Source organism: Aldersonia sp. NBC_00410 (genome assembly GCF_026342035.1).
GTDB lineage: Bacteria > Actinomycetota > Actinomycetes > Mycobacteriales > Mycobacteriaceae > Aldersonia.
Genome location: NZ_JAPENM010000007.1, coordinates 180,145 through 195,928 on the forward strand (window position 1 = coordinate 180,145; position 15,784 = coordinate 195,928).

The 15,784-nt window shown below is 66.3% G+C and carries 14 protein-coding genes and 1 pseudogene; 6 read left to right on the plus strand and 9 right to left on the minus strand.

Annotated features, from left to right (window positions below; genetic code table 11):
- Positions 1–54: 54 nt before the first annotated feature.
- Positions 55–1,560: a phospholipase C gene (locus tag OG921_RS17425; protein WP_266113752.1), complete on the plus strand. Its 1,506-nt coding sequence runs from the start codon at positions 55–57 to the stop codon at positions 1,558–1,560.
- 70 nt (positions 1,561–1,630) lie between these two features.
- Here the strand turns inward: OG921_RS17425 and OG921_RS17430 are convergent, their stop codons facing one another.
- The 4 genes from OG921_RS17430 to OG921_RS17445 all read right to left on the minus strand — a co-directional run bounded on the left by OG921_RS17430 (position 1,631) and on the right by OG921_RS17445 (position 4,832).
- A complete protein-coding gene (locus tag OG921_RS17430; RefSeq protein ID WP_266113753.1) occupies positions 1,631–2,419 on the minus strand; it encodes an ABC transporter permease in 789 nt (262 codons plus the stop codon).
- Positions 2,416–3,369, minus strand: coding sequence for an ATP-binding cassette domain-containing protein (locus OG921_RS17435; RefSeq protein WP_266113754.1), 954 nt, complete (start codon positions 3,367–3,369; stop codon positions 2,416–2,418). The genes OG921_RS17430 and OG921_RS17435 overlap by 4 nt, the downstream gene beginning before the upstream one ends.
- Positions 3,366–4,262: a DUF4097 family beta strand repeat-containing protein gene (locus OG921_RS17440; RefSeq protein WP_266113755.1), complete on the minus strand. Its 897-nt coding sequence runs from the start codon at positions 4,260–4,262 to the stop codon at positions 3,366–3,368. Before OG921_RS17440 ends, OG921_RS17435 begins: the two co-directional genes overlap by 4 nt.
- 66 nt (positions 4,263–4,328) lie before the next feature.
- The gene (locus tag OG921_RS17445) at positions 4,329–4,832 is read right to left on the minus strand and encodes a hypothetical protein (protein WP_266113756.1); all 504 of its coding nucleotides are present in this window, start codon (positions 4,830–4,832) and stop codon (positions 4,329–4,331) included.
- A gap of 110 nt (positions 4,833–4,942) precedes the next feature.
- Here OG921_RS17445 and OG921_RS17450 point away from each other — a divergent pair, with 110 nt between their 5' ends.
- Entirely contained in the window at positions 4,943–6,754 is a 1,812-nt protein-coding gene (locus OG921_RS17450) for an ABC transporter substrate-binding protein/permease (RefSeq protein ID WP_266113757.1), read from the plus strand.
- Between the two features lie 3 nt (positions 6,755–6,757).
- Complete coding sequence (locus OG921_RS17455) at positions 6,758–7,516, plus strand: amino acid ABC transporter ATP-binding protein (protein ID WP_266113758.1); 759 nt, start codon at positions 6,758–6,760, stop codon at positions 7,514–7,516.
- Positions 7,517–7,536: 20 nt separating this feature from the next.
- On the opposite strand, the gene OG921_RS17460 is transcribed toward OG921_RS17455, so the two are convergent.
- From OG921_RS17460 to OG921_RS17470, 3 genes are read right to left on the minus strand one after another with little or no spacing between them, the layout of a single operon-like run.
- Positions 7,537–8,913, minus strand: a complete 1,377-nt coding sequence (locus OG921_RS17460; RefSeq protein WP_266113759.1) for an HNH endonuclease signature motif containing protein — start codon at positions 8,911–8,913, stop codon at positions 7,537–7,539.
- A gap of 59 nt (positions 8,914–8,972) precedes the next feature.
- Positions 8,973–9,095, minus strand: a complete 123-nt coding sequence (locus OG921_RS17465) for a hypothetical protein (protein WP_266113760.1) — start codon at positions 9,093–9,095, stop codon at positions 8,973–8,975.
- A 54-nt stretch (positions 9,096–9,149) separates the two neighbouring features.
- Positions 9,150–10,487, minus strand: a complete 1,338-nt coding sequence (locus OG921_RS17470; RefSeq protein ID WP_266113761.1) for a glycogen debranching protein — start codon at positions 10,485–10,487, stop codon at positions 9,150–9,152.
- A gap of 147 nt (positions 10,488–10,634) precedes the next feature.
- Between OG921_RS17470 and OG921_RS17475 the strand changes: the two genes are divergently transcribed.
- Positions 10,635–12,293, plus strand: coding sequence for a CotH kinase family protein (locus tag OG921_RS17475; protein WP_266113762.1), 1,659 nt, complete (start codon positions 10,635–10,637; stop codon positions 12,291–12,293).
- On the opposite strand, the gene OG921_RS17480 is transcribed toward OG921_RS17475, so the two are convergent.
- Entirely contained in the window at positions 12,286–13,149 is an 864-nt protein-coding gene (locus tag OG921_RS17480; RefSeq protein ID WP_266113763.1) for a hypothetical protein, read from the minus strand. The genes OG921_RS17475 and OG921_RS17480 overlap by 8 nt on opposite strands.
- A 20-nt stretch (positions 13,150–13,169) precedes the next feature.
- Positions 13,170–13,650: pseudogene (locus OG921_RS26640) on the minus strand (helix-turn-helix domain-containing protein).
- Between the two features lie 80 nt (positions 13,651–13,730).
- Here OG921_RS26640 and OG921_RS17490 point away from each other — a divergent pair.
- Entirely contained in the window at positions 13,731–15,035 is a 1,305-nt protein-coding gene (locus tag OG921_RS17490) for a cytochrome P450 (protein ID WP_266113765.1), read from the plus strand.
- 71 nt (positions 15,036–15,106) lie between these two features.
- Entirely contained in the window at positions 15,107–15,784 is a 678-nt protein-coding gene (locus tag OG921_RS17495; protein WP_266113766.1) for an SDR family oxidoreductase, read from the plus strand.

Below are 15,784 nucleotides of genomic sequence, written 5' to 3' on the forward strand. Positions count from 1 at the left end.
CACGATCGCGATTTAGCATCGTTGTCCTTCGCCAAAGATAATGAAAGGGCACGGATGGGCAACGCTTCCGGTACCGGCTCGAATCGGCGGGAGTTCCTGCAACGCGCGGCGCTCGCGAGCGGCGCGGCGGTACTCGCCTCGTGGGCCGGTCCGATCATCGAGCGCGCGCACGCGGCCGATCCGGGCGGCGCCGGTGGGCTCGCCGATATCGAGCACTTCGTTTTCCTCATGCAGGAGAACCGGACGTTCGACCACTACTTCGGCACGTTGCGCGGGGTGCGCGGCTTCGACGATCCGTCGCCCGCGTGGCAACAGTACGGCTACGCCCCCGGTGTCGGACCGACCCCCGACGGCTACCTGCTCCCGTTCCGGCTCGACACCACGATCGGCACCAACCTGTCCGGCGAATGCATCAACGACCCCGACCACAGCTGGGCCGGCATGCACGCCGTGTGGAACGCCGGCGCGAACAACCGGCACATGCCGGTGCACATCGAGCACGAAGGTCCGCTCAACGGGCCGGCCGCAATGGGGTACTACACCCGCGCCGATATTCCGGTGCACTATGCGCTGGCCGACGCGTTCACGATCTGCGACGGCTACCACTGCTCGGTGCTCGGACCGACCGACCCGAACCGGCTGTACTGGATCAGCGCCACCCTCGATCCGGACGGGCGCGGCGGCGGGCCGCTGGTCGAGACGCCGACCTTCATCCCGAAGAACGTCTACACCTGGCGCACCATGCCGGAAAACCTGGAGGAGGCAGGTGTCAGCTGGAAGGTGTACCAGAACAAGGACGTTGGGCCGCTGTCCAGCGTCGTGCTCGACGGAATGCTCGGCAGCTTCAAGCAGTTCAACACCCCCGGCACCAATCTGTACGCGCGCGGCATCGAACCGGTGTTCCCGAACAATTTCGAGGCCGACGTGCGAGCGGGCACGCTGCCGCAGGTGTCCTGGATCGTGCCGTCGATCTTCACCTGCGAGCACCCGGCGCTCCCGCCCACGGCCGGCGCGGTCGGCATCATGCAGGTGCTCGACATTCTCACGTCGAACCCGGCGGTGTGGGAGAAGACCGCGCTGATCGTCAGCTACGACGAGGGCGGCGGGTTCTTCGACCACGTCACCCCGCCCACCGCTCCGCCCGGAACGCCGGGCGAATACCTCACGGTGCCACTGGCCGGCGTGAGCTCGGCGGACGGTATCGCGGGACCGATCGGACTCGGCTATCGCGTACCCGGCCTGGTGATTTCGCCCTACAGCCGGGGCGGGCGGATCGCCTCCGAGGTGTTCGACCACACTTCGCAACTGCGGCTGTTGGAAACCCGGTTCGGCGTCGACGTGCCAAACCTCACGCCATGGCGCCGGGGCGTGACCGGCGATATGACGTCGACCTTCAATTTCTCGGTGGCCCCGGATGCGGCTCGCCCGGCGATCCCGACGGCCTTCCCGGTGCCCCCACCCAAGATTGCGCAGTGTGTGCCGAATGTCATTCTGGGAACTGTGAATCGGGGGATTCCATATCCGGTGCCGCCGAATGCGATGCCCGTACAGGAGACCTAGGCGGAGATTCTGGGGGCACCGATTCCCGCGTACACAATGCACGCGGGAATGGTTGGGAGCCGGTGACTGCTCAACTGCGAGTGACAGCGAAACTCTTTCTGGCCCTGAGGTACCCGAGTAGCGCAAACCCGGCGCACCACGCGACGGCTTGGATCCCGTTGTTGCCGACCGGGGTTCCTTCCAGGAAGGCGCGCAGCGTTTCGATCACCGGAGTGAAGGGCTGGTACTCGGCGAACCAGCGGAGCCCGGTCGGCATGGAATCGGTGGGCACGAATCCGCTGCCCAGGAAGGGCAGGAGCACCAGCAGCAACGGCCAGTTGCTCGCGGTTTCCACGCTCTTGCTGGTCACGCCGAACATCACCGCGAGCCAGGTGACTGCGAAGCCGAGCATCGCGAGCACCGCCAACGCGCCCAGCCAGCCGAGGAGATCGGCGTCGGGGCGGTAGCCGAGTGCGATGGCCGCGGCGGTGGTCACCACGACGACGAACAGCGTTTGGATCATCGCGCCGAGCACATGGCCGGTGAGCACCGATCCGCGCGCGATAGCCATGGTCTTGAACCGGGCCACAACACCTTCGGTCATGTCGGTGGCCACCGAAATCGAGGTGCCGGTGGCAACCCCGGCCACCGCCATCACCAGGATGGCCGGCGTGATGTAGGCGAGGTACGCCTCCCGGCCTCCTCCCGATCCGGGCAATCCGTCACCCATCGTGCCGCCGAAGACGAAGGTGAACAGGATCAGGAACAGGATCGGCTGCCCGACCAGATTGATCGTGAGAGATGGATAGCGTTGGATGTGACGCAGGTTGCGGCGCAACATCGTTGCAGAATCGCGTACCGCAAGGGTTGCCGTGGTCATTGTGCGAACTCCGCACTGATCTGGTGTTCGGGACGCCCCGTGAGGGCGAGGAAGACGTCGTCGAGATCGGGGGTGTGCACCTCCAGCGACTGTGCGATCACGTCGACCGCGTCGAGTCGATCGAGCACGTCGCGCACCGCGGCGGTACTTCCGTCACTCGGCACGTCCAGCACGAGTTCATTGACGTCACTGCGTGATTCGTCGAATGCGCGCTCGGCCGCCGCGAGGGTGTCAGCGTCGGTGAAGCGGAGCGTGACGTGTCCGCCCGGGATCATCCGCTTGAGCTCGCGCGGCCTTCCTTCGGCGATGATGCGGCCGCCGTCCAGGACCGCGATGCGGTCGGCGAGCTGGTCGGCTTCCTCCAGCTGCTGGGTGGTGAGAAAGATGGTCACGCCGTCCGCGACCAGCTCGCGCACGATCTGCCACACCGTGCGCCGGCTGCGTGGATCGAGTCCGGTGGTGGGCTCGTCGAGGAAGATGATCCGGGGATCGCCGACCAGGCTCATCGCGAGGTCGAGGCGGCGACGCATCCCGCCCGAGTAGGTGGCGGCCGGTTTGCCCGCGGCGTCCTCGAGATCGAAGCGGCGCAACAACTCTGCGATCCGTTGCCGCCCCACTGTTCGGTCGAGGTGATACAGGTCGGCCATCAACTCGAGATTCTCCCGCCCGGTCAGCAGCCCGTCCACGGCCGCGAACTGACCGGTGACGGCGATCGCGGCGCGGACCCCGTCGGGGTCGGTGTCGAGATCGCAACCGGCGACGCGGATCGTGCCGGCGTCCGAGCGGATAAGGGTGGACAGGATGTGCACGCTGGTGGTCTTGCCCGCACCGTTCGGCCCGAGCAATGCGAAGACCGTTCCGGCTTCGACTTCGAGATCGACACCATCGAGTACGGTGTTGTCGCCGAAGGACTTTCGCAGTCCGTTGGCGACGATCGCGGGAACAGTCATGACTCCTCCGTTTCGGTTGCGGCGCCGGTCTTGCCGACGCGATCTTCCGAACGCCGGACGACGATGTCGCCCGCCGCCGTTCGGGCCTGCACTTCGACCGTCGAGTCGGTGGCGGCCGGGCCGGCGGCACTGTCGAGCTCGTTGCGCAGGCGGCCGAACTTCGTATTCACATCGAGGCGGGCGGCGGTACCCGGGCGGATACCGATCTCGATATCACCGAGCGCGGTGCCGAGCGTCACCGATCCGCGGGTCAGCTCCCCGACCCGGATCGTGCCGTTCGCGGTTTTCGCACTGACGTCACCGCCGGCACGATCGACGCCGATCCGTCCGTTCGCCGTGTTGCACCGCAGTGCACCGGCCACCACGCCGACCGTGCAGTCGCCGTTGGCGTTCTTCAGCACCGCATTGCCGGCAATGTCGTGCAGCCGGATGTCGCCGGATCCGGTCGTGACGTTGGCGTCACCATGCACCTCGAGGACCTCGACCGCACCCATCGCGGTCTTCAGTTCGAGCGCTCCGGTCCGGTCCAGCCGGATATCGCCGGCGCCCGACTTGAAGCGCACGACGCCGAGCGCACCCTCGGCCCGCAGTGTTGCCGCCCCGGCGTCGCCGGACAGCTGCGAGCCCGTTGGCAGTTCGATGGTGACGTCGATCGAGCCGCCGTCCCGTGTCCCGATGTTCCGCAGCCAGTTCCGCGGTGCCTTCACGACGAGCTTGCCGTTCGCGAAGTCGACTTTGGTCTGCTCCGCGGCGCGCTTGTCGTTGTCGTTCGTTGCATTACTCGGCCGCACGTCGACCACCGTGTCGGTGCGTTCGCCGGCGATCAGATGCACATCGCCGAGACCGATTTCGATCGTCGCCGCTATCCGAGCGGGCGTGGCGAAGGTTGCCATGACATCTCCTTGTTCTGGTTCTCAAACGAAGCTGTGGTGAGTTGGGATGTTGGTATTCGAGCTGCGTTAGCGGACCCAGCCGGAAAAGTGGTCGCCACTGCGTGGGGCGCGTTTGGTCGTGCTGCCCGCGGCGCCGCCTGCTACTGCGGTCGAGGCAACGCGCACGAGCCAGGCATTGACCGACAGGCCCTCTCGTGCCGCGGCTTCCTCGATCCGGGTCTTCAACGTGTCGGGCAAGCGGAAGCTGATCCGCGACTGCGCCTCGTCGCTGTCGATCGGCGGGACCGGCGTCGCCGGCTCCGGACCGGAATCGCGAACGTCGTCGATGGGCGATGGCGTCACCACGAATTCCGGGTCGCGACCACGCAGCCGCACCTCCACGGAACCTGGGGCGAGCTCCTGAGTGATCTCCGCTGCGGCGTCCGAAAGTGCCTCGAGCAGCGACACCCGGATGCCGGCCGCGAGCGGACCGGTGAGCCGATCGGCGAGGGCGCGGGCTTCGTCACCGCCCGCCTCTGCTGCGACCGCCAGCTCGTGGCGGAGGTTGTCGATGTAGCTCTGCAAGTTCATGACGCCATACTGGCACCATTGTGGCGTCGGTGCAACGTCAATTTGATGTCGCCGTGGCGGCGCGTGTCCGAGACCGTCCGGCCGTGGGTGGTTGCCGATAGGCTTCGGGGATGGTTCGGCCACCGAAAGCCGGCACCCGTTCGGTGCTGTTGCTGATCTTGGTAGCGATACTCACGTTCGGGCTCGCCGCGTGCTCGAGCGACGACGACACTACGGCCGGGTCTTCGAACGATCTGTGTTCCCCGCCCGGAGTCGGCGCATCCGCGGCCGCGCCGACCAACCTCGCCGCCGGCAGCACGCAGGCGGGGGAGGACCGCTACACGACGCCAACCACGAAACCGCTCGACCAGATCGACGTCAACGCGCTCGGCCTGATCACGCCGGGCGTCCTGTCGGTCGGCACCCTGTCCGACGCGCCACCGAGCATCTGCGTCAACTCCCAGGGCGACTACACCGGTTACGACAATGAACTCTTGAAGGCGATCGCGGCGAAACTCGGTCTACGGATTCAGTTTTCCGGCACCGAGTTCGCCGGCCTGCTCTCGCAGGTCGCGAATCGGCGCTTCGACGTCGGCTCGTCCTCGATCACCACCACCGACGAACGCCGCCGCACCGTCGGGTTCAGCAACGGCTACGACTTCGGCTACTTCTCGCTGGTCGTCCCGAATGGCAGTCCGATCAAAGGCTTTTCGGACCTGAACGCCGGAACGCGCATCGGCGTCGTGCAGGGCACCGTGCAGGACGACTATGTGGTCAACACGTTGCATCTGGATCCGGTGAAGTTCCCGGACTACAACACCGCCTACGCGAACCTCAAGAGCGGGCAGATCGATGCGTGGGTAGCACCCTCGCAGCAAGCCGAGGGCGCGATCAAGCCCGGTGACGCCACCTCGATCGTGCAGAACACGTTCAGCCTCAACAACTACGTCGGCTGGGCGGTGAATCGCGAGAACCAGGCGCTGATCGACGCACTCAACTCCGGGCTGGACGCGGTGATCGCCGACGGCACGTGGGCGAAGCTGTACTCGGCCTGGGTCCCACGCGAGCTGCCGCCCGGCTGGAAGCCGGGCAGTCGTGCGGCGCCGCTGCCGGAGCTACCGGATTTTGCCGCGCTCGCCGCCCAACAGGACACCGGCGACGAACCCGCTGCCGTCGAACCGAAATCGACGTTGCAGCAGTTGGGTGACACGTTCTTCGACTGGCAGCTGTACCGCGACGCCATTCCCGATCTGGTGAAGACCGGCCTGCCGAACACCATCATTCTCGCCCTGGTGTCCGGGGTGATCGGCACGATCCTGGGCATGCTGCTCGCGGTCGCGGGTATTTCGCGAACCCGTTGGCTGCGCTGGCCGGCGCGTGTCTACACCGACATTTTCCGCGGCCTGCCCGCTGTAGTGATCATCCTGCTCGTCGGGCTCGGCGTCGGGCCGGTGGTCCGGAATCTGACCAACAACAACCCGTACTGGCTCGGCGCGGCCGCGCTGGCGCTGCTCGCCGCCGCCTACATCGGTGAGATCTTCCGGTCCGGTATCCAGAGCGTGGAGGCCGGGCAGCTCGAGGCCGCCCGCGCGATCGGGTTCAGCTACCGCTCGTCGATGCGGCTGGTCGTGATTCCGCAGGGCGTGCGCCGCGTCCTGCCCGCCCTGATGAACCAGTTCATTTCGCTGATCAAGGACTCCTCGCTGATCTACTTCCTCGGCCTGCTGGCCAGTCAACGCGAGCTGTTCGCTGTCGGGCGGGATCTCAACGCGCAGACCGGCAACCTGTCGCCGCTGGTGGCGGCCGGCTTGTTCTATCTGCTGCTGACCATCCCGCTCACGCATTTGGTGAACTACATCGACAATCGGCTGCGAACCGGACGGGAAGATCGGTCCGGCACGCTCGACCCGGTCGAACAGGCCATCGTCGTGGAGCGGGGGTAGGTGATGAGCACACCAGATGCGACCACGGTCGCGGCGAACTCGGTTTCGCTGACCGGCACCGATATTCACCTGGCCTTCGGTGCGAACAAGGTGCTGCGCGGGGTGAACATCCATGTGGACGCGGGCAAGACGACGTCGGTGATCGGCCCGTCCGGCTCGGGCAAGTCCACCTTGCTGCGCGTCCTCAACCGCCTGCACGAGCCACAGCAGGGCGACATCCTGATCGACGGACAATCCGTGTTGAAGGACAATCCCGACAAGCTGCGCCAGCGCATCGGCATGGTGTTCCAGCATTTCAACCTGTTCCCGCACAAGACCGTTGCGGAGAATATCGCGCTCGGCCCGCGAAAGCTGCGCGGGTTGTCCAAGGACGCGGCCCGCGAGGTAGCGCTGCGGCAGCTCGACACGGTGGGCCTGCGGGAGAAGGCCGATGTGCGACCGGGCAATCTGTCCGGTGGCCAGCAGCAGCGGGTCGCGATCGCGCGGGCGCTCGCGATGGAGCCGGAGATCATGTTCTTCGACGAGGCGACGTCCGCACTGGACCCGGAACTGGTGAAGGGCGTACTCGCGTTGATGGCCGATCTCGCGTCCGGCGGTATGTCGATGATCGTGGTGACCCACGAAATGGGCTTTTCCCGCAGCGTTTCGGACACCGTGCTGTTCATGGATCACGGGCAGGTGGTCGAAACCGGGCCGCCTGCAGCACTATTCGACGCACCCGAAACCGAGCGGTTGCAACAGTTCCTGTCGCAGGTGCTGTAGCTGCTGGTGCGCGCGGAGCCTCACGGTGGGTCCCCGCTCGCTTCGCCGACAAGGATCCCGCTGGGGTGGTGGAACCTGTTGATACGTGGGCGTTCTCGCGGGTCGACGTGGGCGGGTGGGTGCCAGCGGGTGTGCGAGCGCGGACCAGCGGTCGTGTGCCACTGGTCCGCGCCCTGGCCGGCAAGTTTGTGATGGGCGGGGCAGACGAAGGTCAGGTTATCGATATCGGTCGGCCCACCGTCGGCCCACTCTCGGATGTGATGCGCCTCGGCCAGGTAGCCGGGAACGGTGCAGCCGGGGTGGGAGCAACCGATATCGCGAGCGTGCAGCACGATCCGCTGATCCGGTGACGCGATCCGCTTGGACCGCGCCAGGTGCACCACGCGGCCCTCGACATCGAAGACCACCAGATAGTGAAACGCGTGGGCGGCCATGCGGATCAGGTCCCGAATCGGAACCAACGATCCACCCGCGGTCGCGGCCGGCCCGGCAAGATCGGTCAGCTCACTCACGGTCGTCGAGACGACCGCAGTGACCGGTAGCCCGCGATGCTGCCCCAACTCCCCGGACGCGAGCAGCCCGCGGCACATCGCCTTCACCGCATCGTGCTGGCGCTGCCCCATCGAACGGGTATCGCGCTTGGCTTCATCCTCGTTCGGTTCACCGTCAACAGTGGGTGTTTCGTCCTGCGGGTTGCACATCCCAGGTGCGGCGAGCTTGGCGAGGATCGGTTCCAGGTGCGCCCGCAATTCGGGATCGATCAGTCCTTTGATGCTGCTCATCAGATCCGGGCCCTGTTCCCCGAGCCAGATCCCGCGCTTGCGGGCGCGGTCCTCATCGCTGAACTCGCCATCGGGATTGAGGTAGGCGGCGAGCCGATCCGCGATCTTCCTCAACTCGTCCGGGCGCATCGTGGCCGCGAAGCCCGCGAGCTGGGCTTCGGCCTGCTCCTGCGTCCCGGCGTCGATCGCAGCGGGAAGGTGCTGCAGAAACGAGCGTATCACCTGCACATGACCATCCCCGAGCACACCGTCGCGCACCCCGGCGGCCACCGCGGGTAGCTCCGGTGCAAGCGGCTCACCGGTGAACGAGGACCGTATCGCCAACTGTTCGGCGGTGGCGAACCGCTTCTTCGCCTCGCTCCGGTTGATCCGCAACGCATCCGCCACCACTTGATGCGTGTGCTCGCAGCCGAACTCGGCCGGGATCCACTGTTCCCGCAATCCGTTCAGCAGCTCATACATTGCGCTCGACTGTTTGCGGGCCACCGACTCGAGCCTGCGCAGAATCTCGAGCCGCTCGTGATTCGGCAAGGCGCCGAAGTCCAGATCCGAGACAGCGAACACCGCAGCATCGAGCTCGTCCAGCACGCCCGCGGTAGCCATCTCCGAATGCATGTTCGAACACTATCGCGACCCTCGGACAGGTTCTGGTGCACGGAAGGCTCCCGGCCAGCTCAGTCGCAGTCGCTGTTCAGGACCGCGCTCAACGCGTCCTTGTCCTCCAAATCGGCATTCGGCTCGCCCAACTTGTCCGAAATCCACCCGAGGTCGGGGATACCGTCATCCTGCGTCTGCATACCTTCGATGGTATTCACCGGGCACACAGATCGCCGCTTCATCGAAAGCTCCGACTACCCCAGCCAGTCCAGCACCGACGCCGCGGTCCACGACTGTTGCATGCTCCCGAGTGGCTCACCGGTGAACGGCTCGTAGTACTCGGCGAAGCTGCCGTCGCCGGCCTGCCGCAAGCTCTCCTCGCGCAGCATGAGGGAGCGTTCGGCCCAACCGCGGCGCGAAAAGGCCCAGGAGAACAGCCAACTCATCACCGGCCACACCGGTCCGCGCCAGTATTCCTTGGAGCGGAACGCGCTCGACACCGGCGAGGTGGACGGCGGCAGCGCGTACCGCAGGTCGGGGTGCCCGCAGAATCGTGGGCCCTCGAAGATCCGCAACAGGTTGCGTTCGGTGTCGCGCGGGAGCCCGCCACACAGCAGGGGTGCGAACATCGCCAGCGTGTCGGTCGGGATCCACAGGTCGTTGCGGACGTCGTAATCCCTTGCTGCTCCTGATCTTTGGTTGGTTGTCGCCACAACGCCCTTGCGGAACCGGTCGGCCCAGGAATGCAGGTCGCGGACATCCGCGTTCGGCATCGAATAGTCTTCGCCGATGATCGCGAGCACCTCGCAGGCGAGCGCGAAGATGGCACTGACGAACACGTCCTGCACCGCGAAACTCATGGAAGCCGCAAGCGCGTAATCGTCGTAGCGCGCCCGGCGCATCTCCTCGAGCAGCCAGAGGTAGCGGTCGTACTCGATGTCGCTCGGCCGCTGCGACGAGTCGGTGACGATGGCGGTGTCCTCGCGCTTGTACGCGGGCAGGTCACCGGGGACCACCTGGCCGTACGCGCGGTCCCACCGCGGCGAGTTGTCCATCCCGGATTCCCAGCCGTGGTAGAGCGTGATCCGGCCGTCCTCCTTCGGGTCGCGTGCATGCGCGAGCCAGCGGTGCCAGCGGACCAGGTCCGGCCAGCGCCGGTTGAGGAACTCTTCGGCCACCGCGCGGGTACTGCGACCGTGTCGGCGCGAGTGGTCGAGGATGCGCTGCATCGCGATCGCATGCACCGGTGGCTGGGTGATACCCGAGGTGTCCGGGCCCGCCGGGGCGTGCGCCGCCAGCTCCCGGCACTGCCAGCGCGCCGGGCCGGGGAAGTATCCGTCGACCCCGTTGGCGAACACGATGTGCGGGATCATCCCGTTGCGCCACTGCGCGGACAGCAGCGTATCCAGCTCGATCACGGCCCGCTCGACGCTCAGCGGTGCCAGCCCGACGGCAACGAACGCGGCGTCCCAGCTCCACATGTGCGGGTACAGCCGCGGCGCGGCGCTGGTCATAGTGCCCAGGTCGTTGCCGCGCAGCAGGTACGCGGCACGGGCCGCGAGCTGCGTCGGAGTGAAGCCTGGATCGTTCATCGCCCCCATTTTGCGGCGTAGTCGCCGGATCCGCTCGTTGGGGTCGGGTGCCGCGGCCCAGCACTGCGTCGGCTGGGCCGTGGGGAAGGCAAAACGAGTAGCGGCCTACTCGGGCGTAACCGGCATCGAACCTCGACACTGATTGTCATGACCACCGAGCAGCAACTCGCACTCGACTCGCTCTACGCCCTCGACAACGTGCTCACGGTGCGGATCACCATGGCACCGCAGGACTGGGATGCGGTGCGCAACGAACAGCCCAAGGGTGGGCCGTGCAATTTCGACTGGCGCGGCGGCAGCCGGTACGAGTGGCGCGAGGCCGAGTCCGTGGAGATCTCCGGCACCGACTTTCCGGCACGCACGTCCTTCCGCCACGTGGGGATCAAGAAGAAGTCGTTCTGCGGCTCGATCAACAGTGCGAAGCCCTGCCTGCACATCGACTTCGGCAAGTTCCGAAAGTCGAATGTGCCCACTGCCGAGGCACTCATCGGCACGCAATACCTCACCCTGAACAACTCGATCCAGGATCCGTCCTATGTCCGGCAGACGATCGGATACCGGTTGTACGAGCGTGCGGGCCTGCCCAATTCGCGCTGCAACTACGCCCGCGTGTTCGTCAACGGAACCCCGATCGGCGCCGGGCTGATCGGCGTGAACAGCCCGGGTATCTACGTGAGCGCCGAGCCGATCATGCCGCGCTATATCGAGCGCAACTTCGCCGGCAACATGAACGGAAACCTCTACGAGCTCGAGCACACCGACGATTTCGTCGACAAACGCTTCGATCTCATCGGGGTAGAAGACCTGTCCAAGTTCGGTGACAAGGCAGACCTCAGATTCGCCATCGACCACATCGCGGCGAACGGGCTCGCCGGTGCCGCCGACGTATTCGACCTGGACCAGTTCATCGGCATCTACGCGATGGACTTCCTGCTCAAACACTGGGACGGCTACTCGCGCAACACGAACAACACCTACATCTACAACGACGTGGACGCCGTCGCGGCGCCCGGCGTGGACACCATCAACTTCAAGACGATCCCCTGGGGTATCGACCAGACGCTGCAGCCGCAACGGCACTTCTACCTCGGCACGGACGGACTCGTCGCCGAGATGATTCGCAATGACCCCACCCGCCGCAAGCAGGTGCTCGACCGGATCGCGACCTATCGGGACACCGTGTTGGACCGCGACAGTCAGGACGCCGTGCTGCGGCCGATGTTCGAGAAGGCCGAGTCGCTGCTCAACGGGTTTGGTGTGCCCAACGCATCGGCCGAGATCGCCGCGGTACGTAAACAACTGCGGCTGGCCGCCTCCGCCGGTTTCCTCATCGCCGGCCTGCCCGACGGGAAGGGGGCCTACATCCGCGACGACGCCACCAACGACGTCCTGCACGCCGGCAAGAGCGACACCATCCCCCGGGACGCGCCCAACCCGACAAACTTCGAGGTCACCCATCGGCCGCGCCCGCCCGCTCCCGACGATTCCGACCTGTGGAGCTTCGGCGACCTGGATACGGGAAAGTCGTTGACAAGCAAAGCATTCGGGCGATTGCTGCACGCGGGTTCGATCTCGTCGAGCCAGGGCCACCAGCTGCTCTATACCTGCCCGCCGAACAATGCCGAGCATGCCGAGGAGTTTCGGGTGGCGCCGATCGACGCGCGCGACGAGTTCTCGCACAGTGGATATTTCAGCCTGGTAAGTGTGCGGACCGGGCTCGGCGCCTTGTTCGGTACCGACCCGACGCCGTCGGGGCACCCGCGGGTTCACCAGGAGGGCGGCGGGTCGAAACTGTTCTTCAGCTGATCGCGTCGAGTATCGCGTACCCGCCACAGTCGTCCACCACAAGAATTCGCCGCCCATCACCGCTCGTAAAGGTCGTCAAGCCTTCGGGTTTGGCGGATTTGTGGAACTTGATGTCGAGTAGCTCGAGTGTGTCGCTGCGCCCGTTCCAGGTGCACAGGTGGAATGGTTCGTCGCCGTGGCTGAGCGAGCGGCCGAGCAGCAACAGGAAGCCGGCGCTTGCTGCGTTGCTGATATCACGAATGCCGAGGCGGTGCTTGGAGTCCGGCACCCGCAGGTGCATCCTCGCCGGCGGGCCAAGGGCAGCGGTCGTCCACGGTTTCGCATCGGCACGCACGGGAATTCGGATCAGCGTGACCCTTCCCGGGTTCGCCGGCCCGCGCAGACCCAGCAACAACGCGCGAGTCGTCGGATCCCACACGGCACCTTCGATATTCAGCCCACCATCGTCGGGGTCGCGCATTGCCGCGTCGGCCAGTTCGGGTACGCGCGTGATCAGCCAGTCGCGAAAACCAGGTATCGCCTCGGCCGGCAGATCGCCATCGGCGCGGTAGCGAACCCGCACCAGCCCGTCGTTTCCGCGGCACAGGGATGATGCGACGAGCAGTGTCCCCGTTGCGCGGTCCAGCCAGGTGAGGCCCTCGGGGTCGCTCAGTAGACCCTTCGCCATGCCCACGATCGGCCGTCGCCGAATCCGCTCGTGCCCGCCCTCATCATCGAGAAACAAGTCGAAAAGCGCGGTCGGATCGTTATTGTCGATGAAGACGAACCGGCCCGGTCCCGCTTCGAGCACACCCGAGGAGTTGAACGCACGCTTGCCGTTCTTGTCCCGGAACGGGATGGGCTTCACCTTCTTCATCAGTTCGCCTCCGGGTGGCGTCAGATCGGTGCGGTGAGCATCGGCAGCAGATATCGGCGCACGTAGGTCCGCGCCTCGTCCATTGTCGCGAGCTCGATCCCGGTATGTGGCGTAACGATGAACGACAGGGTGAGCCGCGTGTGCAGTTCGGCGACCGTGCGGACGTGGTGTTCTTGGTCCGGGGTGGTCGGCACCGACCCGTACAGGTCGCCGCGCAACTGTTGGCGGCGTGCTCGATTGCGAAGTCGAGGATGTCCCCGGCTTCGATGGTGAGGCTGGGCAGAATCGTTTCGGGCTCGGTGCGCAGCGCCTCGGCGAGCACGAGGGTGTCGACGAGCGATTCCTTGGTCGGAAACCTTCGATAAGCGTCGCCCGGCCGACTCCGCTGCGACGTGCCACATCCGCCATCGTGCTGCGGCGGATCCCCACGAGCTCGAACTGCTCGAACGCGGAGCGCAGGATTCTGGCGGTGATCTCGTCGGGATTCCGTATTCGGCGCAGCGCGTCGGAATCCGGTTCGGCGAGCCGCCGAACGAAGTCCGCCGCTCATGTTAGTGCTTCAATCAGCCGGGGGAGGGCTAATGAGCATCGGATTGTGGGCACGTTGGGTCGCGCTGCATGGCATTCCGCGAGCGTTCATGACCCAGCGGGCGTCACGCGGCGACCCGTTGGGGCAGATCATTGCGAGTCACGGCCGCGCGATCGATCCGTATCCCGTGTATGCGAACCTGCGGTCGAGGGGTCCGTTGGTTCGCAGCCCGTTCGCCTGGGCCAGCGCCGATCACGGCGTGTGCCGAGAACTATTGCGCGACCGCAATTTCGGCGTGACTGCGCCGGCCGATATGGACCTGCCCCGTCCACTGCGGGCGCTGCTCGCCCGGACCGATCCCGGGGTGGCCAACCCGGTGGAACCGCCCGCGATGGTCATCGTCAATCCGCCCGATCACACCCGGTACCGGCAATTGGTCGCGCAAAGCTTCACCCCGCGTGCCATCGAGACGCTGCGCGAGCGTGTGAACGAATTGACCACCGAACTCGTCGATGGTCTTGCCGCGCATGATCGGCCCGACCTGATCGCCGACTTCGCCGCCGAACTTCCCGTGGCGATCATTGCCGAGATCATCGGCCTGCCGAGCGACAGTCATGCCCAATTGCTGCAGTGGGGCCGGTGCGGTGCGCCGTTGCTCGATGTCGGGATCGGCTGGCGGACCTATCGCAACGCCATCAACGGCCTCCGCGATATCGACGGCTACATCAACGAGCGGTTCCGCCAGATCCGCGCCGGCGAAGCGAGCGAGACTGCGTTCAGCCGGCTGGCCACCGACGACAGCCTCACCCCGCGCGAACTCGCCGCAAACGGGGCACTGCTCGTCGGGGCCGGATTCGAGACGACGGTGAATCTGATCGGCAACGGCATCGTCGCGTTGTCGCGCCATCCCGAGCAGTTGGCCCGGCTGCGCGCCGAACCCGACCTGTGGCCCGGCGCCGTCGAGGAGATCCTGCGGTACGAGAGCCCGGTGCAGATGACGGCGCGCACCGCGCTGCGCGATGTGGAGATCGCCGGTCATCGGGTGCGCGAGGGGGAAATGGTTGTGCTGCTGCTGGGCGGCGCGAACCGTGACCCGAACGTCTTCACCGATCCCGACACCTTCGACATAGGACGGGTGAACGCCCGCGATCACCTGGCGTTCGCCTCCGGTATTCACGCCTGCATCGGCGCGGCACTGGCCCGGATCGAGGGCACCACGGCGCTGCGCGCGTTGTTCGAGGCGTACCCGGATCTGAGTCTGGCCGGGGAGCCGCAGCGGCGGGGGCTGGTGAATCTGTTCGGCTACGAACGCTTACCGGTGCGGTTGGGTAGTCGGCATGACGCGGCGGTGCACTGAGGCTCGCTCCGCTCGGGTGCACTGAGGCTCGCTCCGCTCGGGTGCACTGAGCCTCGCTACGCTCGGGTGCCATGCGTCCCCTTGCTCTCATCACCGGCGCCGGCCGCGGGCTCGGTGCTGCGATCGCCCGCGACCTCGCGCCCAGCCATGACCTGCTGCTCGGCGCGCGCAGCACCGACTCGCTCGCGAAGATTCTCGCCGAGCTGCCGGGCGCGCGTCCGTTTGCCGTGGAGCTCACCGACTATGCGGAGGTTGCACGGCTGACTGCCGACATCGACCGCCTCGACGTACTGGTGCACAACGCCGGTATCGCCGATATCGCGCCGATCGCCGAGTCGTCGGTGCAACAGTGGCGAACGACGTTGGAAGCCAACGTGATTGCAGTCGCGGAGCTGACCCGGCTGCTGCTGCCCGCGCTGCGTGCGGCGCACGGCCATGTCGTGCTGATCAACTCCGGCGCCGGGCTGCGCGCAAACCCGGGCTGGGCGTCCTACGCCGCGAGCAAGTTCGCGTTGCGCGCTTTCGGGGATGCGCTGCGCGGCGAGGAACCGGTGCTGCGGGTGACCTCGGTGCACCCGGGCCGGATCGACACCGACATGCAGCGCGAGATCGTCGCAGGCGAGGGGACCGAGTACGACCCGACGCAGTTCCTCACTCCGCAGACGGTCGCGCGCGCGGTGCGCAATGCCGTCGAGACGCCGCGGGACGCGCACCCCACGGAGATCGTGCTGCGCCCGTATCGGTCCTGA